The following is a 23791-nucleotide window of genomic DNA, read 5'->3' as shown; positions in this document are numbered from 1 at the left end:
AGGGGAGCACGCGCCCTGGGCAAGCACACCGGAGGGAGCGCCTAGTTTGGCAGGCTCTTTTTTGCGTTGCGCTTGTAGATGCGATCCCAACCTGAACGGTAGGTGTCCGTCGCAACTTGCGCGGGGCCAGCGCTGGTCGCGCGAGCTCCGGGGTGCTGGCGCTTTGCCGCCGTGTCCTTTGCGGGGGCAGGGCTTGGGAGCTGACTCTCCACGTCGAACAGAGCCGGTGAATCCGCGCGCGGCTTCAGCTTGACCAGTTCCCCGAGGATCGGCTTTCCCTCTTCGAGCGGCCGCACGGCGCCAACCTGCAGGGTGTCGTTCTTCGCGCGGAGCACGTTCATGCCCTTCCCATCGTCGGTTGGGCCAGTCACGAGGACGACGTCTTGCTCTTTCGCCTTGGGCTTTGCTGCCGCCTCGACACGCGAGACGCTCACCGCATCGGCCTCCTGGGGCTTGGCGGTCTTAGCGCTCTGGGTACGAGCCGGCGATTGGGCCCGAGGGATGCGGCCACTGCGACGAGCAGTCATATTCGGTATTCCCTAGCACACCGCGGCGTTTCGAGTGAGCGCCATGCGCTAGTAGAAGGGGCGCTCGGGGCCCTCTTCCACTACACGCGCTGGTAGCTCGGGCTCACCCAGGAGCTTGATGCTCACTCCCAAGCGGTAGTCCGTGTAGTCCTCCGCGCCCCACTGCCAGCGGTACTGGATCTGTGACTCGGCCAAGATCATCACCGGTCCAAAGTCGAAGCCAAGCTTGCCGCGCGCGAACGGTGAGTAGATCCCGAAGCCGGTGTCGTCGTTCCGGTCGTCGACCAAGAACTCGAACCCGAGATCGAGACCAAAGTGCGTCAGCGGGCCGAGAGCACCCAGCGTGACCGCCATCGGGATCCCTCCGCCGGAGCCATCGCTCGAAGTCCAGTACTCGAACCCAGCGTCCGCGCCTACCACACCTCCGAAGAGCCCTTCGCGCTTGCCCGCGAGAGCGGACATCTCCAGGCGACCATACCAGCCCTGATCGATGCCTGGAGTCGCGATGCTGCCGGCGGCGAGGGACAGGCCAGCGCGCACGTCCTCCGGCGGCTTGAGACGGGATTTCCGCGTCCGCTTGACGGTGACTACCGTCGTCTCCTTTTTCACGCGGTAATGTGCGTCGTGGAGTTGCTGACCGGCCTGTCCTTTGCCGCCTTCGGGCGACGGGGCTTCTGCTCCCGGTTCCGCCACGACGAGAGGCGCCGCCGCCTGGTCCGCTGCGGAGGCAGCGCCAGCGGCTGCTGGTTTGGCTGCAGCGTCCTCGGTTGCAGCGTCTTCGGCGCCAGCGGCTGCGGGGGCTTCCTCACCCCCCTGAGCAAAGACCTGAGGTGACCACGCGAGCGACCCGAATAGGACTGCAGAGCAAGCGAGTCCGCGTACCATCGGTCTACATGCCAATCGCGTCTTTGTAGACCCAGCCTTCGCTACCCGAGGCATCGTATTTGATCTTGTACCAGTTGTCGCTCTTGCCCGTCACCGTCACGCGGGTGCCGCGCAGGATGCTGGCCAGGCGATCGCTGTCCTTGTCCGGCTTGGAGCGGATGACAGCGGAGTTCCACACGACCGTGGCCAGGCCGCTGGCTTCGTTCGCGGTGTCCTCAGGCTTCTCTGCCGCGGGTTTGTTGCCGGGCGGAAAAAGCTGCGCCTTGTAGAACACGGTGTAGCCGGTGTGCTCGTGATCGACGCCATCGACGGAGGCCGTCTCGAACTCCTTGTCGGCGCAGGCGTAGAGCTTCAGCGCGGGAGCCTCGGCGATGGTCGTGCTCTTGCCTCGCAGGATGCGCTCGATCTTCTTCTTGCCGAAGTCGATCTCGAAGCCGATGGACAGCGTGCCTGATGCGTCCTCAGTGCCCTCACAGTTGGCGAGGTTCAGCAGCCGTGCTTCCACCGTCGCGCTCAAGTCGAGCTCGTCGCACTTCGCCACCTTGTTGCCCGCCTTGTCCTTGCAGCTGAGCACCAGCGGCTTGCCGGGCTGGACACGGGCAGTCTGCACCTGCTCCTCGGGTTCTTCCGGCTTGGGCGCCTCGGCGGGAGCGGCGTTGGCGGCGGGGGGCGGCGCTTCTTCCTCTTCCGCGCTCTCGGCCTCGGCCGCGGTAGGCATGCGGTCTTCCGGGGGCGGCTCGGGCACGAAGCGCTTACCGGTCAGGGCGGGAAGCAACAGACCCACCGCGAAACCAGCCGCGGCTATCCCACCGATCCGCCCGAAATGCGGGCGATCTCGCTTGGCGTCGGGTACGTCGATCTGCAGTTTTTCCCGGCTCTTCGCCATCGTCACTCCTTGCCCGGGGCCTTAGCACGACTCGGCTCGAGTGGGAAAACGCCCGGCATTCTTGGGCCCTTCCCAGGCCGAAGTGGGGAAAAACCCCCGTGTGCTAAGCTTGCGCACCAGGGAGGTGGCTTATGGCTTGGATTCGACCGTTCGCCGTGACTGGCGTCGTGTTCGGGGTGGCAGTGGCCGGCTGTGGGAGCAGCGATGATAGCTCGCTCTTCAACGGCCAAACTGGCGGCAGCGGCGGCGACGCAGGCACGGGCGCCGCGGCTCAGGGCGGATCGACGAGCGGTGGCTCGGCTTCAGGGGGTAGCTCGAGCGGAGGCCAAGCGAGCGGCGGCAGCGCAAATGGGGGCAGTGCAGCTGGCGGCAGCGGTGCGGCCGCTGGCAGCGGCGCAGTCGGAGGAAGCGCGGGCGCAACCGGTGGATCCGCGGGGAATGCTGGATCCGCGGGGAACGCAGGCGCCGCGGGGATGAGCAGCGGTGGTACCGGAAACGCCGGTGCAGCCGGAACTGGAACGGCAGGCACCGGGACCGGCGGCGCCACAGGTGGCACGGGCGGCACGGGTGGTTGCAAGACCAACGCCGACTGCGGCGACACCGGTCAGTACTGCCAGAAGCAGCACTGTTCGGACCAAACGGGTCAGTGTGTGAAGCGTGGGGAAGGCTGCGGTCAAACCCAGGACATCGTGTGCGGCTGCGATGGCGTGACCTATTGGAACGCCTGCTTGGCTGCGCGCAACGGCGTGAACGTGGCCGGCAAGGGGGAGTGCTCTGGTAGCGGCACCAAGACTTGCTTGGGCATCGCGGGCCTTCAGTGTCCGAACGGCGCCAAGTGCGCTCAGCTAGGCGACAGCTGCAATATCACTGACGCTGGCGGTACTTGCTGGGTCATCCCAAGCAGCTGTTCCGGAGTCGTGGTCGGCGCGGACTATCGTGAGTGCGGTCCCAATCCGTCGGCGAGCTGTCACTCTTTGTGTGAGGCCATCGCATCCGAGAAACCGCACCGACGCGACAACACCTGTCCGCAGTGACTCACCCGCAGAGCTTCCAGTAGTCCACTCAGTACGCTCCTCCCCCCCCAACCGAAGTGCGTGAAATCCGCGTTGTTCGTGCTTGAGCTGCCGGCGAGCTGGAGCGACCCTGAGTTGATCAATCCGGGGAGGTCTCATGACGTTCTGCAGTCAATCATCGCAAGTTGGCCCTTCAAGCAAGCAGGGTGGGTTTTGGGGGTTAGGTGCACTGGCCCTGGTGCTAGTCGCTCTACTTGCCTGCAAGCAGAACGACGAACAGGCCCCCACGCCCGCCGCTGCTCAGCCAGAGCTGCCCGCCAATCCCGCGGAACCCACTCCGGCCGCCGCTGCACCAGAAGAAGCTCCGGTCGCAGCGCCGGCCGCGGCGCAGCCGCAGTCGCGTACCGGTATCCCCACGGAAGGAACGAGCAAGCCCCCCACGATCGCTGAGTGGAACGCCGTTGGGGAAATCACCGTGCGCCACTCCACGCCCCTCGGCTGCGAGACCAAGCTGATCCGCGAGTGGTTGCGGGTTAGCTGTCGCACCTTGGGCAACGGCTCGAACCAAGTGCTGAGCGCTGCGCTGACGGAAGGTAGAAACGCCGGGGGGATCCCCGCCTTCGTGAAGAAGGGCGTCGCGAGCATCGTCATGCAGGTGCGCAAGAACGGTTACGCGGTGTGGACCTTCAACTGGTCCGAGTGGGGCTCCCGGAAGCTGACCGTCAGCTGGCCCAACGGCAACCCTCGGCCGATCATCGAGTTCGACCGCACGGCGGGTTGAACCCCCTTTCTACCAGGCAATCGCCGTACGCATCCGCGCGGTCACTCGTTTGGGCAGCCCAGGCCGACGGCGCTGGTGAGGCAAGGGGTGCCCCGCTTGAGCGTCCCAAGCTCGTAGGCGCTGACGGGTCCAACGCCCAAGAGCAACAAAACGCTTCGTTTTTGGCTATGTACGAAAGGTTTCGTACGAAGCTTGACCAAACTACGAAGCCTGTCGTATTAAACGTATCGTAGTCATGAGCAAACCGACGGACGCTGAGCTGACCATCCTCCAGGTGCTGTGGGACCACGGGCCCGGAACCGTGCGCGCCATTCACGAGTCGCTGGGGCAGCCAGGGGCGTACACCACGACCCTGAAGCAGCTGCAGATCATGTTCGAAAAGGGTCTGGTGCTGCGGGACGACAGCGCCCGTAGCCATATTTACCGCGCGGCAATCAAGCGAGACCAGGTTCAGCGGACCTTGTTGAAAGATTTGCTTGGCAAGGCGTTCGGGGGTTCTACGAGCGGCATGGTCATGCGAGCGCTGTCTATGAAGCAGACATCCGCAGAGGAGATCGCCGAGATCCGAGAGCTACTCGATCGCATCGAGGAGCAGGGCGAATGAGCGCTCCCGAGCTCGAGCGCTTTGCCGGGCTGCTCTGCTACGGCCTGGCCCATAGTCTCTGGCAGGCAACGGTGGTGGCGTTGGCCTACTGGTTCAGCTCGAGGGCGTTCGATCTGGGCCCCGTGGGGCGCCATCGCTTGGGGACACTCGGCCTCTTGCTGCTTCCAGTTGCGTTGTTGCTCACCATCTTGAAGTACGCCGCGTCACCCGACTCTTCGCCGATCCCATTCGTTGCAGCTGGCGCGCGGCCTCCCGCGCTTGCCACCGCTCCACTGGTTGGCGAGGCCGCTCCAGCCAGTGCTGACGGCTTTGCCCTTCACGGTGAGCTCTTGGTTGCGGGTGTTTGGAGCGTGGTTGTCGCCTTCCTGTGCGCGCGCGGCTTGTGGTTGCTCATGCGGGACAGGCGCATCTTGCGGAGCGCTCAACCCCTCGAGGCGCACTGGCAGAGCATCTGTGAGGCGCTGGCGCGGGAGGTTGGCGCGCCAGCGCGCCTACGTTTCGTCAGCATAGCTGGCGAGAGCGTGGTGCCCTATACCTTGGGGGTGCTGCGCCCGGTGGTGGTGCTTCCGCTCTCCATGCTCACCAATCTGAGTCCCGAGTGCGTCGAGGCCATCTTGCGCCACGAGATTGGCCACGTGGTACGTCGCCACTTTCTGCTCAACCTATTGCAAAGCTGCACGGAAATTATCTTTTTCTTCCACCCTGCCGTTTGGTGGCTAGGAAGAGCCGTGCGCGAGGAGCGTGAGCTCTGCTGCGATCTGGACGCGCTGGCCGGGGGTGAGAGCCCGGTTGGCTACGCCAGGGCGTTGCTGAGCCTTGAGGAGCTGCGCAGGTCGATCGCTGGCCTGTCAAAGCAGCACGCCCAACCCGTGCCGGGGTTGGGCGCGCTAGGGAGCGGCCTGAGGCCGCGTATCGAGAGGATTGTGAGTATGAAGAGACAACCAGAAGAAGACAAGGCGCTTCCCCGAGGTGCCGCGCGAGCGAGGCGCCGAGCCGCGCTTGGCTGGGCGGCGAGTTTGCTCGTCGCCGGGCTCTGCGCAACGGGGATCGCGGCGTGCACTGGGGCGCTTGATTCGCAGGGGAGCGACGATGGAGTTGAAGCGGCGCAAGCCTCAGTGCTGAGCATCGAGTGGTTGCCCCCAGACGTGAACCGCTATCAGGGCCTGTTCAACGTTGAAGCGAAGCGCACAGGGGTAGACGCAGATCTGCTGGCGCTGATGGTGTTGGCGGAGTCAGGCGGGGACCCGAAAGCCAAGAGCCCCGCGGGTGCACGTGGCCTGATGCAGCTCATGCCCGCAACAGCGAGGGCGGTGAGTGCACGCGCAGGAATTCCGTTCGGAAACGACGATGAGCTCTATGAGCCCGCGTTGAACCTTAGGCTCGGCGCAGAGCTGGTGAAGGAGTTGTCTGCACACTTCGCCGACAAAGCGCCGGCAGAACGCCGCCAGCTCGTGTGGTCCGCTTACAACGCGGGCTCGGAAGCGGTGGAGAGACACTTGGCGCGAGTTGGTGTCGGGTTGCCAGACGAGACCGAGCGCTACGTCGCCTTCCTCGGCGATCTCTACGGGGATAAGGACCTGGAGACGTCTCCGCACTACGACGCTTGGCGCAAGCGCGTGGTCACGCAGCGACTCAAGGAGTCCGAGGCGCCCGCGCCGGCCATCGAAGAGCGGTCTAGGATAGGAGAGGGACGGGAAAGGCGCACCGCCTTGGAGTTGAGCTTGCCGCACGGATCCGTCGTGAAGGCGGTGCTGGCCGGCATCGTGATCGAGGTGGACGACGCCACTGACGGTTCCAGCAAGAGCGTCAAGCTCAAGCATCGCTCGGGCCTCACGACCGAGTACAGCCTCCTGGGATCCATCGCGGTCAAGGTTGGCGATGCACTCGGACAGGGCGATGTCGTCGGGTCCGCGGCTGACGTCGGCACCAGCGAACCTCGCTTCCGGTTCGAGATCCGTGATCAAGGGGCGCTGCTCGACCCGCGGCCGTTCTTGCGACTGCAGCGCAAGCGGCAGTACTGGGAGAACGGCGACGAGAAGCCCTAACCCGATTATTCCCACATGAAAAAAGCGCGTTCGGGCATCGCCCGAACGCGCTTTGATTCGTGACCTAGCGAGTGATTACTCCGCCGCGCGGATCTCGTTCTGCGCGGTTCCGTTCATGCGCAGACGGTCGCCCAGGATGGCGGCCTTCTCGCGCACCCAGCGGGTACGATCGTAGTGGTCGAGGTTCTTGTTCAACACGACCTGGAAGCAGGAAGCGTTGCCCTGCTCGGCGATGATCACCGACCAAGCCAGGAACATGTGCCAGATGCGGAACCAGCGCTCGCCGTAGGCAGCCAGGACCTTGTCCTTGTTGCTCAGCCAGTTGTCGTGCCACTTCTTGATCGTCCACGAGTAGTGGATGGAGACGTTCTCGACGCTGTGGGTCTCCCAACCAGCCTTCTCCATCGCCTTGAGCATCGCCGCCGGGGGCAGGCTCGCGTCGGCACCGGGGAAGATGTACTTGTTCATGAACAAGCCCCAGATCAGATCCTCGGGACGCAGGCCGCGGCGTAGGCCGGTCCACTGCAGAAGGAACAGACCTTCGTCGGTGAGGAGGTCACGCACCTGCTCGTAGAAGGACACGAGGTTCTTCACGCCGACGTGCTCGACCATTTCCAGGCTGACGATCTTGTCGAACTTCTGGTTCGGGATGTCGCGGTAGTCCTTGCACAGGATGCGCGCCTGCTTCTCCAGACCCCAGTCCTTGATGCGCTTGTTGCCAAACTCGGTCTGACGCTCGGCGATGGTCACGCCGGTGGAGTCCGTGCCGAAGTACTTGGCGGTGTGGCGAGCGAGGGTGCCCCAACCGCAGCCGATGTCGAGCAGGCGCTCGCCGGGCTTCAGCTGCAGCTTCTTCGCCACCAGGTTCATCTTGTTGTCCTGGCCCTGCTCCAAGCTCTCCTCTGCGGGATCCTCGAAGAAGGCGCTGGTGTAGACCATGCGGTCACCCAGGAACCACTCGAAGAAGTCGTTTCCGCGATCGTAGTGCTCGCGAACGATGCGCTGGTCCTGGAGCTTCGAGTGGATCACGACCTCAGGAACGAAGTTCGTGACAGCCCACTTCAGGTGCTGCGACGTGAGCGAGTAGTTCACGAAGAGGTTGCGATTGCGCAAGAAGGCGTAGATATCGCCGGGGATGTCGATGTCACCGTCGAAGTACGCCTCGTAAAGCGTCGCCATCGGGATGCGCTTGGTCGCGTAACGCGCGGCAAGCTTCTTGTCGTTGAATACGATGTAGTCAGTCAGACTGCTCATTCTCTGCACCTTGAACCTTGGCTGTGGAGGCCGCACCCGAGCACGAATAACGGTCGATTGAAAGGGTCGGCGTGTGAAGGTTTGGGGGAGAGGCCCCCTCGGGCACGTGCATGGATCAGCGGCGGGTCGACGTACAGACTGAATCGTGATGGGTTGCTGACTTGGAGCTGCACCCATGGCCAGGGTGCGAAGTGTTTTGCGCAGTAAAGCGTGGGGTTTTTCGCGGTGCGTGGCGACCGACCGGGTGGGCCTTCCTGCGCGAGAGCGGGAGACAAGATGTTGCCGCGAGGTAACGCGACTCGAGAGGCACGCCGCGACCTCCAGCGCCGCTAGTTGCACAAACTCCGCCTTCTGGCACACTGCTTCGGCCACGGGGACGTATGGGCGAGGCGCACCAACTCGGAGCAAGCGCGTGAGTCGAATCCGACGAGCGTTCGGCTGGTTGACACTACTGGTTGCTCTCGCGGCGTGCGCGGGAGGGGCCTGGCAGTTTCCCCGCGCACCGAAGCTTGGAGTGGCTCCGGGGGTGAAGCTCGGTGGCGCTTCACTGGCTCCTGGCCAGCCGATCGCTCCACAAATCGAGCGTCGAGTTGCTGCGTTGAAGGCTACGCGCGTGACGTTGCTCGGTCAGGGAGAGAGCGCAGTCGAGGCGAGCCTGGAGGAGCTCGGCCTCCAAGTGGACATCCCGGAGCTTGTGCGGCGCGCCGAGCGCGTGGGGCGCCATGGGAGCTGGCTCGAGCGCTGGGAGGAAATGCGAGCGGCTCGCTTTGGGCTGATCGATCTGCCGTTGCCGTACCACTTCGACCGCGTGGTGTTCGCCAGTGTGCTCGATGGGCTGAAGGAGGCGCAGGACCGGCCCGGTGTGGATGCGCGCTTCGAGCTGACGGGGCTTGGTGTGTTGGACCCCAAGCATCCACTGCCTGAGTCTCCAGAAGTCGTCCCCGATAGGCCCGGCGTGTACTTGGATGTCGACGTTAGCGTCGACGCGTTGCTGGTTGCTCTACGCCGAGGCGAGCGGAAGGTCGCGCTGGTCGACGTTCAGATTTCGCCGCAGCTGAGCGTTCAAGCGCTGTCAAAGATCGGCATGCAGCGCGTCGTCGCGCAGTACAGCTCACGCTTCTCTCGCGGCGGCGATGCTGACAATCGCGCCACCAACATCGAGACGGCTGCGAAGCGGCTGGACGGCGTCGTCTTGCCCCCGGGAGAGCTCGTGAGCTTCAACGCGCTCGTTGGTGCGCGCACCCTGGATAATGGCTTCCGTCCCGGTTGGGAGATTTTCCGAGGAGAAATGGTGCGAGGGATTGGCGGTGGCACGTGTCAAGTGTCGAGCACGCTGCACGCCGCAGCCGTCTACGGCGGTCTGGACATCGTTGAGCGCGCGCCACATTCGCGCCCCTCCGCCTATATGCCCCTCGGGTTGGACTCCACCGTGGCTTGGCCGAGCGTCGATTTGAAGGTGAAGAATCCCTGGTCAGAGCCGCTGGTCGTCCACACCGTGGTCAAGGGCAACGAGCTGATCGTGCAGCTCCTAGGTGCGGAGCAGCCTGCAAGCGTGCGTTGGCACACGGAAACGCTCGCGATTCTGCCCTTCAAGCGGAAAGTCACCGAGAGCAGCTGGCTCAGCGAAGGCACCGTGATCAAGAAGCAGAAGGGGATCCGTGGCTATCGACTGCGCCGCGTGCGCGAGTTCGCGTTGGCTGATGGCACGTCGCGTGTGGAGGAAACCGTCGACGTGTATCCGCCAACCGACGAGCACTTCATTGTCCCCCCGGGCGCGGAGCTGAGCGACTTGTTGCCACCGCCCGCTGAGGGTTCGGTAGAGGCTCGCGATCAAGCTGCCAGCGAGGCAGCCGAGGCGGAGCAGTCTGGGGTCGTGATCGCCACACAGCAGCCCTTCGAACCCTGAGTTTGTCTCTAAGTTGTTGAAATGAATGAAGTTTACGCCGAACAGAGTGGAACTGAGCGGGTTTCGAGTCGCGGCCGACCAGAGCACCTTTTGATGCTGAGGGCGCTTCTCGGCTGTGAACCGGAGCGGTTTGTTGGCTCGGACGCGTCCGCTTCCAGAGCTGCCTGGTGTACTCTCCCTCTCGTCTGAACGCGTCCCCGGAACGCCCGTTGGCTCTCAGTCATGAAGCAGTGCCCCGTCTGCAATCTGAAGTATCCCAGTGAGAGCACGACCTGCTTTGTCGACGGGAACCAGCTGATCGAAATCCAGGATCCGTTGATCGGCAGCACGATCGGCGGTCGCTACTTGATCGAGGACGTGCTCGGCGAAGGTGGCATGGCCACGGTCTACCGCGCCCGTCATCGCCTTGTGGACCGACCCTGCGCCGTGAAGATCATGAGTGCGGCGCTCGCCGGCAACAAGGTTGTGCGGGAGCGCTTCCGTCGGGAAGCGAAGAGCGCCCAGAAGCTCGCTCATCCCAACATCATCGAGATCTTCGACCAGGGTGAGCTGGAGGACGGCACGCTCTATTTGGTGATGGAGCTACTGGTCGGTGAGTCGCTCGCCGAGCTGGTTTCGCGCGGAAAGGTTCCGCTGGAGCGCGCGCTCCCTCAGTGGATCCAGATCGCCCGCGCCCTCGCGCGCGCCCACGACTTCGAGGTGATCCATCGGGACCTGAAGCCGGAGAACATCTTCGTCGCTCGCGCCGATGACGGCAGCGAAGTGATCAAGCTGCTCGACTTCGGTATCGCGCGGTCGATGCAGGACACCCGGCTTACGGGTGCTGGTGAGGTCTTCGGAACGCCGCAGTACATGGCCCCCGAGCGCATCACCTCGACGGAGGCGGGCCCGGCAGCGGATCTGTATGCCGTGGGCGTGATCATGTACGAGATGCTCACGGGCCTCTTGCCTTTCGATGCACCGGACGTTGCGACGTTCTTCCTCAAACACATGAAGGAAGCGCCGCCGCATCCACGTGCGGTAGACGACTCGATCCCCGAGGCGATTGATCAACTCGTCGTGCAGCTGATGGCGAAAGATCCAAAGGATCGTCCCGTCGACGCACATCGTTTGCACAATGATCTAGTCGCCATCGCGGGCGCCATCGGCATTCGCGTCCCCGAGGAGCCTCACGAGCGCTTCAGCGATGCCGGTCCCGCTCCAACGCTACCCCCCGTGGCGCTCGACCGCTGGGTGCGTCGCACCATCGTGTTCGAGCAGATGCTCACCAAGGTCTACCCAGCAAACCCGCCACGCGATCTGCTGGACAAGCTTTCCGGGGTGAAACGCTTGGTGCAGGAAGTGAGTGAGCTGCGCAACCGAGGGATGCAGGACCAGCGCAAACTCGAGGCGATCGAAAAGCGCGGGAAAGAAGGCCGGCAGCGCTTCGGTAACGCGATGGATGCCCTGGGCATCGACGCGAGTCGTGGCCGAGACAAGGCCAAGGAAGCCGATCAGCGCGTCACCGAGCTCAGGCGGCACTTCGACGCACAACGCGAACAGGTGGTCGCGACCCATCGTCAGGTGATCCTTTGGGAGGGGCGGAGTGGCTTCCAGGAGCCGTACGCCGAGCTCTCCAAGGCGTACCGCGACGTGGCGGACCTCATGGATCAGTGGGTGGCGATCCGCGAGCAGGTGCGCCAAGCCGAGAGGTTCCTCGCGGATAAGCGTACCGAGGTCGACGATCTGGAGTTCCAGGTGAAGAGCCTGCGTGAGAGCATGGCTCGTCACGAGGAGACCATCGAACAAGAGCGTGCCCAGTGCGAGTCGGCGATCAGTACCGCGGGAAAGCGTGCAGACGACTTGGAGAGCGAACTCTTGGAGCTCGCCTCCGCCTTCTGTGCCCCGCTGCGGGCTAACCCCGAGCTGCGCCCGCTTTTCCAAGAGCTGGAAGCCGACGCGGCCTGAGTCGGCGCAACGACGCGCTACTTGAGCTTCTGGCGTCGGTGGACGACCAGCAGTTCGCCAACTTTTCCGCGGCCTGAACCGCGCGAGTTGATCGCACGTGGCATTGAGACATTATCCACGTGGAAAGGTTTGTAGAGTTCGCGAGTGATTGGCGTGTCGGAGTTGGACAGTACGATCTGTACGTGTCGCCGCCCGAGCTCGTCGAAATGGATCGCCAGACGCTCCTGCTCCCCTAAGCCGAAGGGCTCGCGGTGGTAGGCCGTGAAGTTGGACGTCGGGGAGAGCGGAACGTAGGGGGGGTCGAAGTAGATCGCATCCCCCTTGTTCGCGTCACGGGTCGCTTGCTCGAAGTCGGACACGAAGATCTCGGCGCCTTGTAGCGCGAGGGACGCGGCGCGCAGGCGCGGTGGGTCGCAGTACTTCGGGTTCTTGTAGCGCCCATACGGCACGTTGAACTCGCCTGAGCGGTTCACGCGGTAGAGGCCGTTGTAACCCGTGCGGTTCAAGTAGATGGTGCGGGCGGCCCGTTTGCTTAGCCCTCGCGGTTTTTGCGCACGGATATGATAGTAGGCCTGCTCGCTATGGGGCATGCGCGAGAGCTCCTCGATTACGCTCTCCACGTCCTGTTGAACTGCGCGGTAGACGTCGACCAGCTCAGGGTTCTTGTCGGTCAGGATCGCGTGCTCGAAGCGCTTCTCCCGCGCGAGCGCAAAGAAGATGGCCGCGCCGCCGAGGAACGGCTCGTAGTAGGTCGCGATGCGCTGCGGCAGGCGCGCGAGTACGTCTGGGATCAATCGGCTCTTGCCGCCCGCCCATTTCAAGACGGGTTTGGGGGGAGGCAAGCCACCGGTCCATTCTTCTTCTTCGACTACAGGCGCCGTGCGCTTCTGCCGCTTGGGAGTCTCTCGGACCATCACGACTCGTCGCAGAGAGCGGTGCGGACTGCGCAGGACGAGCAACGCGCCCCGTTTCGCCTGATGGTTCCAAAGCCCCAAAAACTCAGCATTGACCTCGATTAGCGGGCTATCGATCGTGCGTAAAGATTCTGGCAGAGTCTTCCGGATGGTTGAGCGGTCGGAAGACGGCAACGGCGCTCTGGACGCGGCCCGCGCAAACCGGAGTTGGCTGGATGCGTGTTGGCCGGCGCCCCACGCAGCACTTCTCGAGCGGTTGGTGTCCGCCCTTGAGCGTCGAAGCGAGGTAAGGGCCTGTTTGCTTGGGGGCTCGCTGCACAACGGGAAGAGCGATGCCTACTCGGACCTCGACTTGACCCTCGTCTGCAGGGACGCCGAGCGCGACTCGCTGCTCGAGGGCGAGCGGCTCGCCCATGAGCTCGGTTGCCTCAGCGCGTTTCGCGGTGACCACTTGCGTGAACCGCGGCTGCTGATTTGTTTGTTCAACCCGCCGCTCCTGCATGTCGACTTGAAGCTCGTGACCCCCAGCGAGGCGGGGGAACGCGTCGAGGAACGAGGTCTGTTGTTCTGCAAGGACCCCGAACTTCGCCCCTCGATCGAGAGCGAACTAATCGAGCTGCCTTGCGTGGAGCCCGCCTGGGTGATGCCTCGAGTTTGGACCTGGTTGCACTATGCAGGCACGAAGGCCGCACGGGGCGAGGTGTTCGAGTGTCTCGACCTCCTGGGTTTCTTGCGCGCGCGGGTACTCGGGCCGATGGCGCAGTTGGCTAGCGGCCAGACCGGCCTCGCCGCCCAAGGCCTGCGCCGGTTCGAGCTGCGCGCGCCTCGCTATCGTGAGGCGCTAGCAAAGACCGTCGGGGCACCAGATCCCGAGCGCTGCTTCGCGGCTTTGGACGCCGCGCGGGAGCTGTATTTGGAGCTTCACGCGGCGCTGGCCTGGCCAACCATTGACCCGAACCTTGCGCAGGTCGTGAGCGACTTCTTGCGTGAAGCGCGCGGCACCGAGGCGGGCTAGGCTGCTCTAGTTGCCTGCGGCGTCGATCTCGAGACGCTTGAGCATCTTTTGCAGACCGAAGCGCGAGACTCCCAGGAGCTTCGCCGCGCGCGTCTGATTTCCGCTGGTGCGAGTCAGCGCAGCGCCCACTAGCTTCCGCTCCAAGAGTTCGAGGGCGCGCTTCAAGTCGAGGCCGACTTCGGCTTCTCGAGCTTCTCCATGGACTGCAGGGCTCAGGTGTTCCGGGCGGAGCACGCCGTCACACAACACCGCAGCGCGCATCAGCTCGTTCTGGAGCTGTCGCACGTTGCCGGGCCAAGCGTATTCCTCGAGGAGACGCAGTGCTGAAGCGCTGAGCTTGGGTGCGGGGGACGTGAGTTGCCCAAGGAAGTGCTGGCAGAGCAGACGAATGTCACCTGGTCGCTCGCGCAGGGGAGGCAGGTGAAGGGAGAAACCGTCAAGTCGGTAGTATAAATCCTCACGGAAAATCTGTCGCTTCACGAGGTCATTCAGGTCGCGATGTGTGGCTGCGATGATGCGCACATCCACGCGCCGCGTTGAAGCGGCACCCACTGGGCGGATCTCTCCGCGTTCGAGCACTCGCAGGAGCTTGGCCTGCATCGAGAGGCTCATCTCGCCGATCTCGTCGAGGAACAAACTGCCGCCGTCGGCCAACTCGAAGAGCCCAACGCGGCTCTTGTCGGCGCCAGTAAAAGCGCCCTTCACGTGGCCAAAGAGCGTGGACTCGAGCAAGCTCTCCGGCACCGCAGCGCAGTTCTCCGCCACGAACGTGCGCTTGCGGCGATCGCTTCCCTGGTGCACCGCGCGCGCGATCAACTCCTTGCCCGTACCGCTCTCTCCAAGAATCAGCACTGGGAGCGCCGTTTCAGCAACGCGATCCACGAGCCGAAGCAGCTCGAGCATGACCGGGCTATCCCCGACGATCTCCGGATGCGAACGCGATCCGAGTTGTCGTTTGGCCAACACCAACTCTTGATGTTCCGCCTGTAGCGCTAGCTCGAGCCGGCGTTTGGCGCGCTCAGCTTGGCGAGCCGCGCGCCGCAACATGAGTTGGTCCCGCGCTTCTGCGATCGCGATCGAGGCGATGCTGCCAAGGAGGCGCACCCACGCGAGCTCAGCCTCGCCGAAGGCGCCGCGGCGATCTCGGTCGTCGAGGTAAACGACGCCGAGCGCCTCACCACGCGCAAGCAGGGGCACCGCGAGGACACTGCGCAGGTTCAGTGCATGCACACTCTCGGTCAACTCGGGCAGCTCTCCTAGTGCGTCCACGGCGACCACCGGTTGCCGCGCGGATAGAGCGCGTCGCGCAAGCGTCATGGACAGTTGCCGCTGATCTTGTGATAGATCCTCGCGCGATAGGTTGCGCGCCGCGCGCACGTGCAAGCGGTCTCCGGGAGCCTTCAAGAGCAGCAAGCCACGCTCCACTCCGGTCCACAGCACCAGGGCGTCGAGAACTTGGTTCAACAGCGCGCCCAAATTGCCCCTCACCCCCAACCCTCTTACTAGCTGCTCTAGCTTCAGCAGCTGCGCGCCAGCGAGCAGCTCGTGGCCACCTGACTCCAGATCGAAGAAACCGTCTAGGAGCTTGAGCCATGGCAGGCGCTCCCCAGTGGATCGATATTCCGCGGGGATACCTTCTAGGATCTGGCTCCCCGCGAGCTCGGCTGCACGACCCAAGCGCCTCGCGGTGTCGCCGTCCCGTAGCGTGGCGGCGAGGGCAGCGCCCACTGCCAGCGCGGGACCCTTGCTGACAAGTGGAGCTTGCTCCGCTGCCAGCGCGACGAGCTGGCGCAGTACGGAGTCGGGACGGCCCGGTGCCGACGGCGCCGCTTTGGGGCTGAGCAAGGCCAGTCCGCGGGCTCTCCACCACTCGAAGCGACAAGTTGAGGGCAGCGTGGAATCCAAGCCGAGCTGTTCGAGTTCAGGTAGCTCGGCAGGGGAAAGCTCTCCGGAAAATGGCGCCGCGGCGTGTTCCCGTCGGACGCGCTCTGCGCGCAGCCGAAGCGCGCCCAGGGATAAGCGCTCCGCGGGGGAGGGCGCTTTGAAGAGCTCGACAGTTTGCTCGAGTGTGACGCCAAGTAGCGCCAAGTTTGCCTCAGAAAAATCCGCGCGGTAAACCGCGAGCTCTAGCTCGCTGAGCGCTGCCGCGTGTTGACAAGGCTCGTCCGCGCTGCGACCAGCCAGGTCCGCCGCCTTGGCGAATGCGGCGCCAGCGGGCGCGTATGCTCCGGCCGCGAGCAACGCCGAGCCGAGATTCAGCTGGGCTCGCGCTGCACGGCTCAGCTCCTGTAGATGACCGAAGATCAGACTCGCCCGCTCCGCCGCGGAGATCGCTTGGCCCAAGTGTCCGGCGTCGCTCGCCGTTGCGGCTAGGCCGGTGAGGTAGGTCGCTTCTTCGGCTCGTGCCCCGGCGCGGCTCGCATGCTGAACGGCGCCTTCGAAGGCGACTCGGGCTTCGCCGACTCGCCCCCGTCGATGTTCGAAGTAGCCTCTCAAACCCAGAGCGCGCGCTCGCTCTTCGTCTCCTCTTGCGTGACTCTCGACAAGCTCGAGATCCGTTTCGATGGCGCTTACCGGTGAGTCCTGTGCCATGCCGAGCAACACCCTCGCTTCCAAGGTGGAGATCGCTGGCGAGTCTCCGCGGAGAGCTTCGGCGGCGGTTTTCAGATCTCCCGTCTCCATGAGCGCGCGGGCCAGGGTGCCGCGAAGCCGGTCCCCAACCCAGGCTTCTTCGTTGGGGAGGGCTTCGAGCGAGGAGAGGCTCTCCAGAGCCGCTTGCGCTGAGGTGATGGCTGCCTGCCTCGCACCCATCCGTCGCAGCGTTTCGCTATATTCCGCGCGGCAACTTAATTCGCTGCGTTGATTCAACAGGTCCAGCGCGCTCGCGAACTCGGATCGGCGACGCAGCGCTCTGGCGAGGGCGCAGCGCAGCTCCACATCCGCGTCGCCACGGCGCACCAGGTCGACTCCTGCTAGCAAATAGCCGAGACTCGGTTCCTGGCCGAGGCCGAGCGCCAGCACCTGCAGGGAACGCGGTAGCGGCGTCGGGGAGAGGGAGTCGGCGAGCTCGCGTTCCGTGAGCAGCGTGGCCGGAAAACGCTCGCAGTGGGTGGCTACCCGTTGAGCGAGCTCCGCTTCGCTCAGGCGGAGCGGAGCGAAGCTGGCAGCCTCCGCGCCGATTAGCTGGACCATCCACGCGCGCAACTCAGTGGGTGAGAGCGGCTTGATACAACGTTCCGACTTGGCCTTTTCGTGGGAGCCCAACCTGGCGAGGGGCCCCAGCAGTGAGAGGCTGCGCTCCACCCAGCGCCGCGGTGGGCCCTCGAGTTCCAAGCGTGGTGTGCCCTGCGCGGCCCACAGGAGCTCTTTTCGCCTCACCCAGATGTAACTCGATTCCGCGAGGATTGGATACGGGGCAAGTGCAGGATCGCTTTCCCCGAGCAAGCGGCTCGCTTCACTCCACAACCAGCAGGCTGGCGGGCGACGTTGGCTCTCCGGTGCCAGAAGGTTCTCAATCAGCACCCCGAGGGGCGTGTCGGGGAGCTGCTCCAGGTGGTCGGATGGCGTCGTCCAGCCGCGCGCATCGGGTACCAAGAGCTCGAGCAAAGTCAGGCCGAGCGCGTAGAGATCACGCGCTCGGGCATCGCTCGGGCGCCCCTCGCTCAAGCTCGGATCGAGGTAGCGCGGGGTCGCACCAATCGGGACGTGCGTGCTCAGGGGCGCGACCATGCCGAGATCGAGCAACCACCCACGACGCTGTGCTGAGTCGTAGCGTACGTTGGCGGGCTTGATGTCGCCGTGTGCGAGGCCCAAACGGTGCAACTCCGTCAGGCCGCGTGCGACGTCGCGCAACAGGTACAGCAGGCTGTGTTCATCAAGCGCCAGCCCATCAGCGTCCGCGCCTGGCAGGTAGTGCCACACGGAATAGAGCCCAGGCGATGACTGCGCCTCCTTCGGCAGAGCTGAACGAGTGAGCTCGCCCACCTCGAGGAGTTCAGGCAGGGCGGCACTGCGTAGGAACAGCGCACGCTGTGCCTCACTGACGAGTGTTTCCGCGTGGTCAGGCTTTGCGAGTTTGACCACGGCGATACCGTCGCTGGTTCGATACACCCAGGCGCTGCCGCCTTCCCCGATGAGCTGCCCAAGCTGCCCCGCCGCCGGACTATCGACGCTGTCAGCGGGCGCCAACGAAGTTGGCGGTAGTCGCGAACGGCCCATGTTTCATGGTCTATGGGAGCAACGTGAGATGTCAATCAAGTTGGCGCTCGCGTACGGCATTGGCGTTTGCCGGTGTCCTGCGTCGTTGCCGCTTTCGACGCCTGGGCGCGTGCTACGGATGTGCATCTGGCAAAGGCCAGGAGAATCAGGCCAAGCTGGGGGGCGTGCGCCTCGGAGTTACTTGCGTCTTGGTACTGCTGGTGTCCGCGTGCGATGAACGCGCCGAGCCCCAAGGTCATCAGTTGGTCTCCGCCTCCTCCGCGGCGCGCCCTTCCGCTCCATCGGCCGCGCGCAGCGGGGTGTTCACCCTCGACCGGGACACTCGGTCGTGGCGGCGATCATCAGGTGGCTTGCCCGAGGCGGTGGTCGTAACCGAGTTCGCGGAACAAGGCGGCCGCGTTTTTGCTGCGACCGGTTCCCATGGACTCTGGCAATCTGACGACGCTGGTCAGACTTGGCGCCGCGCGGAGAGCTGCAAGGTGACACAGCTCAACGCCGTTGCCGCTCGGGATGGGATGGTCCTGGTAGGGACCTTGAGCCAGGGTGTCGTGCTCTCCCAAGACCGCGGGGAAACATGGGTGAGCGCCAACCAGGGCCTCAAGAACCTCAAGACGCGAAGACTACTGGCGACCGCTGAGAGCGTGTTGCTTGGAACCAACTCAGGGCTCTACCGCTACGAGGACGCTGGCCAGCGCTGGAGCCACCTCACCGGCGACGCTCAAGTGAAGGGCATCGTGGCGCTGGGAAAGGAACTCTACATGGGAGACGTTCACGGAGTGCAACGCTCGAGCGATGGCGGCGCGCACTGGAAGCAAGTGCTGACAGAGACGCCCCACAACCTCGCCGGCATCGGGGGCGACGTTTACGCGCTGTTGTACGCCGGCGGAGTGAAGCGCTCGAGCGACCGCGGTGAGACGTGGAGCGACGTGAGTCATGGTCTCCCCGCACTCTACACTTTTCAGATCCTTGGAACGCCTCACGGGGCGCTAGCCGCCCAGTGGGACGGGGTATACGCCCTGGAGGAGGGAACGCAAGAGTGGCTTCCGCTGCGCGACGGGTTGCCCTCCGAGACTGCGATCACTGATCTGTTGCCGCTCCCGAGCGGTCGCCTGCTCGCTGCGGCGGTGCCCAGCAAAACGAACTAGGCGCAGGCATCAAGGCTTGCAAGCGTCCAGATCGGCCCCTGCGCGGATCCAGGCTTGTAGAGCTCGCAGCTCGCTCAGCTCCAAGGAGAAGCCCTGGGCCGGCATTGGGTCGAGGCGCACGAACCACTCGCGCAGTCGGTCACGCTCAGCGGCGTCGGGTGCTAAGTTTCCGCCAGGCAATGCTACCCGGTAGTTGCTGGTGCCGGGGGCTGCTCCGTCGATGAAGTTGCTCTCGTTGCGGAGCAACTTGTACATCATGTAGCTATTCTCCGGGCGCTGCTGGTCGATGATCGGCATCTGCACGCCGACTCGCCCCGGGTTCTCCAGCGGCGTGTCCGCGTTGGGCCCGATCTGCGTTTGGTGTGCGACCTGGTTCAGGGCCGTGCGCTCCACGCCGGTTAGGGTACTCAAGTCCAACCCCTGGCGTGGGACCGCGATGCACTCCCCCGTGCTGGGATCCGGAGCCTGGCCTGGGTCGCAACCACCACGGCCTTCGGGAGTGCTCACGTGGCAGCCGCTGCAGCCAGCGCGATCCCCACGGAACAGATTCAAGATCTGCCTGCAGTCCGGAACTGCCGGTTCCGCAGGTTTGGTCTCGTCGGCGGTCCCCGTGAAGAAGTTGAACTTCAGTGGGACGTCTCCTGCCTCGATGGGTGCACCGTCGAACGCACGGAATCCGCCCGACGAGTCGTCCGTGGGCGTGACGAACTCAAAGGTGTACAGCGTGCTCGGTTGGAGGCGGTCGTTCTCAAACAAGCGGAAGCGCACCACGCGTTCGATGACGTCGTACTCCGGCTGCAAGAAGATCGCGCCGTCGGGCGTGGTGCTGTAGAGCAGAACGCTCTGACGGATCGCTGACGCCGGATCGAGGTAGCGATCGAAGCGCAGCTCGATATCGGTGTTCAGTGGAACGCCCTCGCAATTCGGTGCGCTCTGGCAGTCCGTTCCGGTTCCTGGAGCCGGGAATGTCGCTACGACGTGGAGCGCCGGGCCGCGGCTGGTGTCCAGAGCAGGTTCGCCCTGGTCACAGCCTCCGAGGCCCAGCGCGGTCAGGCTGATTGCCACCCAGAGGAGAGGCAATCGCGCGCTCGCAGCGGAAGTCGAGGGGCTCAGGCCTCTGCGAAGAGGTTCAGCTGCTCGCGGACCTTGTCCTCGGTCACACCGCTCTCGATGCTCTCGCGCAGGACGTCCGCCAGCGCGAGCAGCAGATCGTCCGCGCCCTTTTCCTCGATCAGGCGACTCAGCAGCTTGCGCGCTTCGCGGCTGTCGTCCTCCCGCAGAAACTCCCGGATCTTCTCGATGGTGATGTCTCCCTGAAAATCCAATTGCAAGTTGTCGAGCAAGTAGCGGACGAGCTCCTTCACGGACGGCCTCCTCTTCCCACGGGTGATTGACGGAAAACCGCCAATTCGCGGGCCCTTGGCTATAGCCGTGCGCCAATGAGCCCGGCAAGGGGTTTGCCGGAGGAATCGACGGAACTTGAAGCTTTCCGCGGATTTTCGGGGGGAGAGGGTGCGCTGTCGAACGCTTCCCAAGCACCGCAGAGAGCTGCGGACCTTTCTCCGATTCCCAATTGGTTCCAACCGGTTGAGCAGCGCTCCTCACCCCCGAACCCGCGCGTGAGCGGGACATCCCGGACAGCTGACCGAAGCGCTTCAGCATGACTAGCGACACTCCCGGAGCTGGGGATCCGCTGGATCGTGACACGTGAGGCAGGAGCGCGCGTTCTTGCGCAGGGCGCGTCCGCAGCGGCTCTTGAAGTTACTTGGATGCGGGTTCACGCCTTGCCCGGCGGTGCCGCTGCCATCGACTCCTCGCCCGCCAACGCTGGCGCTGGAGTGACAGATCAGGCAGTCGCGCTCCTGGTGACAGCTCACGCAGGCGTTGATGTTCCGCTGGGCCTCCCAGGCGTGGTGGTTCGCTGAGCGTGGCGGGTCTGTCCACTCGGCCTTGGGCGGATGGAAGCGACCTCGACCCGCGAAGTTGGCGTAGGGGCCGCTCAGGGTGACCCCGGAGCGCTGATGGCAACCGATGCAGAACGTCTGCTGCTGATGGCAGCTGGTGCAACGCGGTGAGTTTTGCCGTGCGGCAATGGGGTGCATACTGATGAAGTCGTTTGGGTGCACCTTGCGGGGACGTACGCGGCCGTCATGACAGTCCGTGCAGTACTGCTCGGTATGGCAGCTCGAGCACATCTGCGAGTCCGCGCCGGCGATGCGCTTGTGACGCTCGATCCAGTCCGGCCCGTGCCCGGCGTTGTGGAGCCAACGCGGTGGCTTCAACGTGCCGCTCGCGAATTCGGTGCGCATCACCTGGTCGCCGCCCTTCGTGAGGTGGCAGGTGGTGCACTCGCCTTTCGCTTCGCCGTGCGCCGTGCCGGGGTTCTGGTGGCAGCGGAAGCAACCCTTCATGCGTGGTAGCTGATCGCGCGTGGCAAGCTCGATGTTCTTCACCATGCCGTGACACTGAGCGCAGTCGATGTTGCGATCGAGATGCGCCTTATGGTTGAAGCGCAGGTTCGGCGTGGGGATGTCCATGCGCGCGACCTTGTTGCCGTCGCCCACCTTGTAGCCGACGTGGCAGAAGCCGCACTGGCTCATCATGTCGTCGGGGTCGCCCTTCACCGCGTTCAAGTCGCGATGGTCTGTGCTGTGGCAGCCGTCGCAGCGCACGGGGGAGGGCAAGAGGGAGTCGCTGCTCTGGATGCTGCGCTTGGCTGCGTCGTGACACGTGGTGCAGGTCATGCCTAGCTCATCCACGTGCTTCTTGTGGTTGAAGCGCACTGTGAGCTTTTGCGCAGGGAAAATCACGGGGCTGGGGCCGCCGTCGTCCTTGGTGGCACCGGGCGGGCGATCCTTCAGCGGCACCTCGGCGTCGCCGGGCAAAGGAGCCAAGCCGTGAACGTGCTCCGCTTGTAGGCGATCCGTCTTCGCCTCTGCAGATTTCGCGTTTGCCGGCTTGGCCTTCGCGGTGGGGCCCGGCTTGGCGTTCGCCCAGCCGGCGACGCACGCGAGCACGCACAGCGCTAGCATGAGTAACCAGGACACGCGCTGCGTGGCCGAAGGGGACGGAGCTTGGCTTCGGGGAGTCATCGCAGGAGACTGAAGTCCAGAGTCGCTACCACACGGTAACGCTGCCCAACGAGGCGATTGGTGAAGTGTTCCCACTCGACGCCGACGCGGGCGTCTTCCACGAGTTGGTGACCTAGGCCGAGTACGTAGCCAAAGCTGGTCGCGTCGCGCTGGGGACGAAGCGCGTCACTCCAGTCGTAGAGGCTCAAGTTCAGCATCGCGTCGTAGCGCTGGTTGTCGAAGGCTTGCCGCGTGGTGACGTCGCCGCCGTAGCGATGGCCGCGCTCTCCGGTCTCCAGCATGGAGCGCAGGTTGACGGAGCCAGCGGGCCAGCGGTAGGTCCCGGAGAGATCACCGAAGTGATCGACCAACGTCTTGATGCTGTCGCGGTCCGGTTCCAGCGTGGACTCTTGATAGGCGCCGTAGGTGACCGGGTCCCCGTCCGTCTTGTACAGGCGAGCGCCACCGCTCAGCGCGACGTCGATATCGCGGCTGAGCTCGAGCTCCGTGCGCCCGGTGAGCGTGGTCTGCCCGTTGTGGGTGAACCAGTTCCAGATCGAGTCGCCATCGAAGGTAGGCAGGTAGTAGTCGTAGTCTGCGCCGACGGTGAACTGGGGAGTGACGTAGGCGTCCACTCCGCCGCCGTATTCGCTGAAGACCTGGTTGTACAAGTCGTAGACGACTTCACCCTGCACGCTCCCGAGCTCACCGGGGTTTACGCGCAGGGCGTAGCCGACGCGTTCGCTGGAGACGCGATCGCCTTTGACGAAGTGGTAGCCGCCAGTCTGGTCCCCAAACGGAGTAAGCAGGACCTCGTCTCGGTTGATCACCTTGCGATAGCTCAACCTGCCGTGCAACCAGTGAACGCCTTCGCTCTCGATCGCGATGCCATACGCAGGCGCTGGCTTCGTCTCCTCAAGGAAACTCGGGTAGTCGGTCTGCTGGAGGTCGTTTCGGGTTCCGCGATAGACGCCCTGGCTCTCGAAGCGGCTAGTGCTAAGCATGGGCAGCCCTCCCCGTTGCTCGAAGCCGCCGTAGACATCCACGTGGAAATAAGCTGGCGTGGTCAGCCTTACGGAGCCCCCATCGAAGGACCACCAGCCCAGGGCGTCGGTGACGTATTGCCTCCCGAGCTTGAAGCCGAGCATTCCGCCCGCGTAGTTCCGGCCTTCGATGTAGGCGTACATCAGGTCGATCGGCGCCTGCTCTAGGCCGGGGATGTAGCGGTCCCCGCGGTTGGGATCGCGCTCCGGAGACTCCTGCCCGAAATCCGCGTCAAGGCGCATCAAGGCTCGGGCGAATAGCTGAGGCTCGCCCGGGACGTAGTCGCCTTGGAGGTTGTAGACCGCGAGCCCCAGTGTCTGCGTGTAGCGTCTCCGGCGGACTAGCGGATCCCCATAGGGCGACTGCAGCGTATAGAACTGAGCGTCGACGCGCGCCGTGACCTCCGCGTCCATGGCTTGGGCCACGCCGGGTGACAGCGCCACACAGCCGAAACCTTCCACGGCAACGGCAGCGGCTAGCAGCCGCTTCGCGAAGCGGTGACGCTTGAACCCATGTGACGCACCCACCTCGGGGGA

General features: G+C 64.4%; 18 protein-coding genes. 8 read left to right on the top strand and 10 right to left on the bottom strand.

Annotated features, from left to right (window positions below; translation table 11 throughout):
- Positions 1 to 41: 41 nt before the first annotated feature.
- The 3 genes from H6718_30600 to H6718_30590 are packed head-to-tail and all read right to left on the bottom strand — an operon-like array spanning position 42 to position 2298.
- Positions 42 to 527, bottom strand: a complete 486-nt coding sequence (locus tag H6718_30600) for a hypothetical protein (protein ID MCB9589805.1) — start codon at positions 525 to 527, stop codon at positions 42 to 44.
- A 48-nt stretch (positions 528 to 575) separates the two neighbouring features.
- On the bottom strand, positions 576 to 1412 hold the full coding sequence (locus H6718_30595; GenBank protein MCB9589804.1) for a hypothetical protein: 837 nt from the start codon (positions 1410 to 1412) through the stop codon (positions 576 to 578).
- Between the two features lie 4 nt (positions 1413 to 1416).
- On the bottom strand, positions 1417 to 2298 hold the full coding sequence (locus H6718_30590) for an SH3 domain-containing protein (protein ID MCB9589803.1): 882 nt from the start codon (positions 2296 to 2298) through the stop codon (positions 1417 to 1419).
- A gap of 131 nt (positions 2299 to 2429) precedes the next feature.
- Between H6718_30590 and H6718_30585 the strand changes: the two genes are divergently transcribed.
- The 4 genes from H6718_30585 (at position 2430) to H6718_30570 (ending at position 6741) form a co-directional block, all read left to right on the top strand.
- Positions 2430 to 3332 carry a hypothetical protein gene (locus H6718_30585; GenBank protein MCB9589802.1) on the top strand — a complete coding sequence of 301 codons (903 nt, stop codon included), beginning with the start codon at positions 2430 to 2432 and terminating at the stop codon, positions 3330 to 3332.
- Positions 3333 to 3468: 136 nt separating this feature from the next.
- Positions 3469 to 4092, top strand: a complete 624-nt coding sequence (locus H6718_30580) for a hypothetical protein (protein ID MCB9589801.1) — start codon at positions 3469 to 3471, stop codon at positions 4090 to 4092.
- A gap of 235 nt (positions 4093 to 4327) precedes the next feature.
- Positions 4328 to 4696: a BlaI/MecI/CopY family transcriptional regulator gene (locus tag H6718_30575; GenBank protein MCB9589800.1), complete on the top strand. Its 369-nt coding sequence runs from the start codon at positions 4328 to 4330 to the stop codon at positions 4694 to 4696.
- Complete coding sequence (locus H6718_30570) at positions 4693 to 6741, top strand: transglycosylase SLT domain-containing protein (GenBank protein MCB9589799.1); 2049 nt, start codon at positions 4693 to 4695, stop codon at positions 6739 to 6741. The genes H6718_30575 and H6718_30570 overlap by 4 nt, the downstream gene beginning before the upstream one ends.
- A 75-nt stretch (positions 6742 to 6816) precedes the next feature.
- On the opposite strand, the gene H6718_30565 is transcribed toward H6718_30570, so the two are convergent.
- Entirely contained in the window at positions 6817 to 7995 is a 1179-nt protein-coding gene (locus H6718_30565; GenBank protein MCB9589798.1) for a class I SAM-dependent methyltransferase, read from the bottom strand.
- A gap of 412 nt (positions 7996 to 8407) precedes the next feature.
- Here H6718_30565 and H6718_30560 point away from each other — a divergent pair, with 412 nt between their 5' ends.
- Both H6718_30560 and H6718_30555 read left to right on the top strand, forming a co-directional pair.
- Complete coding sequence (locus H6718_30560; GenBank protein MCB9589797.1) at positions 8408 to 9901, top strand: VanW family protein; 1494 nt, start codon at positions 8408 to 8410, stop codon at positions 9899 to 9901.
- A 222-nt stretch (positions 9902 to 10123) separates the two neighbouring features.
- Positions 10124 to 11848, top strand: a complete 1725-nt coding sequence (locus H6718_30555; GenBank protein ID MCB9589796.1) for a protein kinase — start codon at positions 10124 to 10126, stop codon at positions 11846 to 11848.
- A gap of 17 nt (positions 11849 to 11865) precedes the next feature.
- Here the strand turns inward: H6718_30555 and H6718_30550 are convergent, their stop codons facing one another.
- Positions 11866 to 12762 carry a DNA adenine methylase gene (locus H6718_30550; GenBank protein MCB9589795.1) on the bottom strand — a complete coding sequence of 299 codons (897 nt, stop codon included), beginning with the start codon at positions 12760 to 12762 and terminating at the stop codon, positions 11866 to 11868.
- 148 nt (positions 12763 to 12910) lie between these two features.
- Here H6718_30550 and H6718_30545 point away from each other — a divergent pair, with 148 nt between their 5' ends.
- Entirely contained in the window at positions 12911 to 13777 is an 867-nt protein-coding gene (locus tag H6718_30545; protein ID MCB9589794.1) for a nucleotidyltransferase domain-containing protein, read from the top strand.
- Positions 13778 to 13783: 6 nt separating this feature from the next.
- Here the strand turns inward: H6718_30545 and H6718_30540 are convergent, their stop codons facing one another.
- A complete protein-coding gene (locus tag H6718_30540; GenBank protein ID MCB9589793.1) occupies positions 13784 to 17995 on the bottom strand; it encodes a sigma 54-interacting transcriptional regulator in 4212 nt (1403 codons plus the stop codon).
- A gap of 164 nt (positions 17996 to 18159) precedes the next feature.
- On the opposite strand from H6718_30540, the gene H6718_30535 reads away from it, so the two are divergent.
- A complete protein-coding gene (locus H6718_30535) occupies positions 18160 to 19140 on the top strand; it encodes a hypothetical protein (protein MCB9589792.1) in 981 nt (326 codons plus the stop codon).
- Between the two features lie 9 nt (positions 19141 to 19149).
- Here H6718_30535 and H6718_30530 read toward each other — a convergent pair whose 3' ends face one another.
- The 4 genes from H6718_30530 to H6718_30515 form a co-directional block, all read right to left on the bottom strand.
- Positions 19150 to 20205 (bottom strand): Ig-like domain-containing protein, encoded by a 1056-nt coding sequence (locus tag H6718_30530; protein MCB9589791.1) that lies wholly within the window; start codon positions 20203 to 20205, stop codon positions 19150 to 19152.
- 44 nt (positions 20206 to 20249) lie between these two features.
- Positions 20250 to 20504, bottom strand: a complete 255-nt coding sequence (locus tag H6718_30525) for a hypothetical protein (protein ID MCB9589790.1) — start codon at positions 20502 to 20504, stop codon at positions 20250 to 20252.
- 300 nt (positions 20505 to 20804) lie between these two features.
- Positions 20805 to 22232 (bottom strand): cytochrome c family protein, encoded by a 1428-nt coding sequence (locus tag H6718_30520; protein ID MCB9589789.1) that lies wholly within the window; start codon positions 22230 to 22232, stop codon positions 20805 to 20807.
- Positions 22229 to 23668 (bottom strand): hypothetical protein, encoded by a 1440-nt coding sequence (locus tag H6718_30515; protein ID MCB9589788.1) that lies wholly within the window; start codon positions 23666 to 23668, stop codon positions 22229 to 22231. Before H6718_30515 ends, H6718_30520 begins: the two co-directional genes overlap by 4 nt.
- Between the last annotated feature and the right edge of the window lie 123 nt (positions 23669 to 23791).

It is taken from the genome of Polyangiaceae bacterium (genome assembly GCA_020633205.1).
Taxonomy (GTDB): Bacteria; Myxococcota_A; Polyangia; order Polyangiales; family Polyangiaceae; genus JAHBVY01.
Note: the sequence above shows the minus strand (reverse complement) of the source record. Positions and strands in the feature narration are given on the sequence as shown.

What these genes read in the sequence shown, in the direction of transcription:
- H6718_30555 (MCB9589796.1), top strand. Translation starts at nt 10,124, where the DNA reads ATGAAGCAGTGCCCCGTCTGCAATCTGAAGTATCCCAGTGAGAGCACG.
- H6718_30590 (MCB9589803.1), bottom strand. Translation starts at nt 2,298, where the DNA reads ATGGCGAAGAGCCGGGAAAAACTGCAGATCGACGTACCCGACGCCAAG.
- H6718_30600 (MCB9589805.1), bottom strand. Translation starts at nt 527, where the DNA reads ATGACTGCTCGTCGCAGTGGCCGCATCCCTCGGGCCCAATCGCCGGCT.
- H6718_30550 (MCB9589795.1), bottom strand. Translation starts at nt 12,762, where the DNA reads ATGGTCCGAGAGACTCCCAAGCGGCAGAAGCGCACGGCGCCTGTAGTC.
- H6718_30585 (MCB9589802.1), top strand. Translation starts at nt 2,430, where the DNA reads ATGGCTTGGATTCGACCGTTCGCCGTGACTGGCGTCGTGTTCGGGGTG.
- H6718_30520 (MCB9589789.1), bottom strand. Translation starts at nt 22,232, where the DNA reads ATGACTCCCCGAAGCCAAGCTCCGTCCCCTTCGGCCACGCAGCGCGTG.
- H6718_30515 (MCB9589788.1), bottom strand. Translation starts at nt 23,668, where the DNA reads ATGGACGCGGAGGTCACGGCGCGCGTCGACGCTCAGTTCTATACGCTG.
- H6718_30570 (MCB9589799.1), top strand. Translation starts at nt 4,693, where the DNA reads ATGAGCGCTCCCGAGCTCGAGCGCTTTGCCGGGCTGCTCTGCTACGGC.
- H6718_30540 (MCB9589793.1), bottom strand. Translation starts at nt 17,995, where the DNA reads ATGGGCCGTTCGCGACTACCGCCAACTTCGTTGGCGCCCGCTGACAGC.
- H6718_30575 (MCB9589800.1), top strand. Translation starts at nt 4,328, where the DNA reads ATGAGCAAACCGACGGACGCTGAGCTGACCATCCTCCAGGTGCTGTGG.
- H6718_30565 (MCB9589798.1), bottom strand. Translation starts at nt 7,995, where the DNA reads ATGAGCAGTCTGACTGACTACATCGTATTCAACGACAAGAAGCTTGCC.
- H6718_30595 (MCB9589804.1), bottom strand. Translation starts at nt 1,412, where the DNA reads ATGGTACGCGGACTCGCTTGCTCTGCAGTCCTATTCGGGTCGCTCGCG.
- H6718_30545 (MCB9589794.1), top strand. Translation starts at nt 12,911, where the DNA reads ATGGTTGAGCGGTCGGAAGACGGCAACGGCGCTCTGGACGCGGCCCGC.
- H6718_30580 (MCB9589801.1), top strand. Translation starts at nt 3,469, where the DNA reads ATGACGTTCTGCAGTCAATCATCGCAAGTTGGCCCTTCAAGCAAGCAG.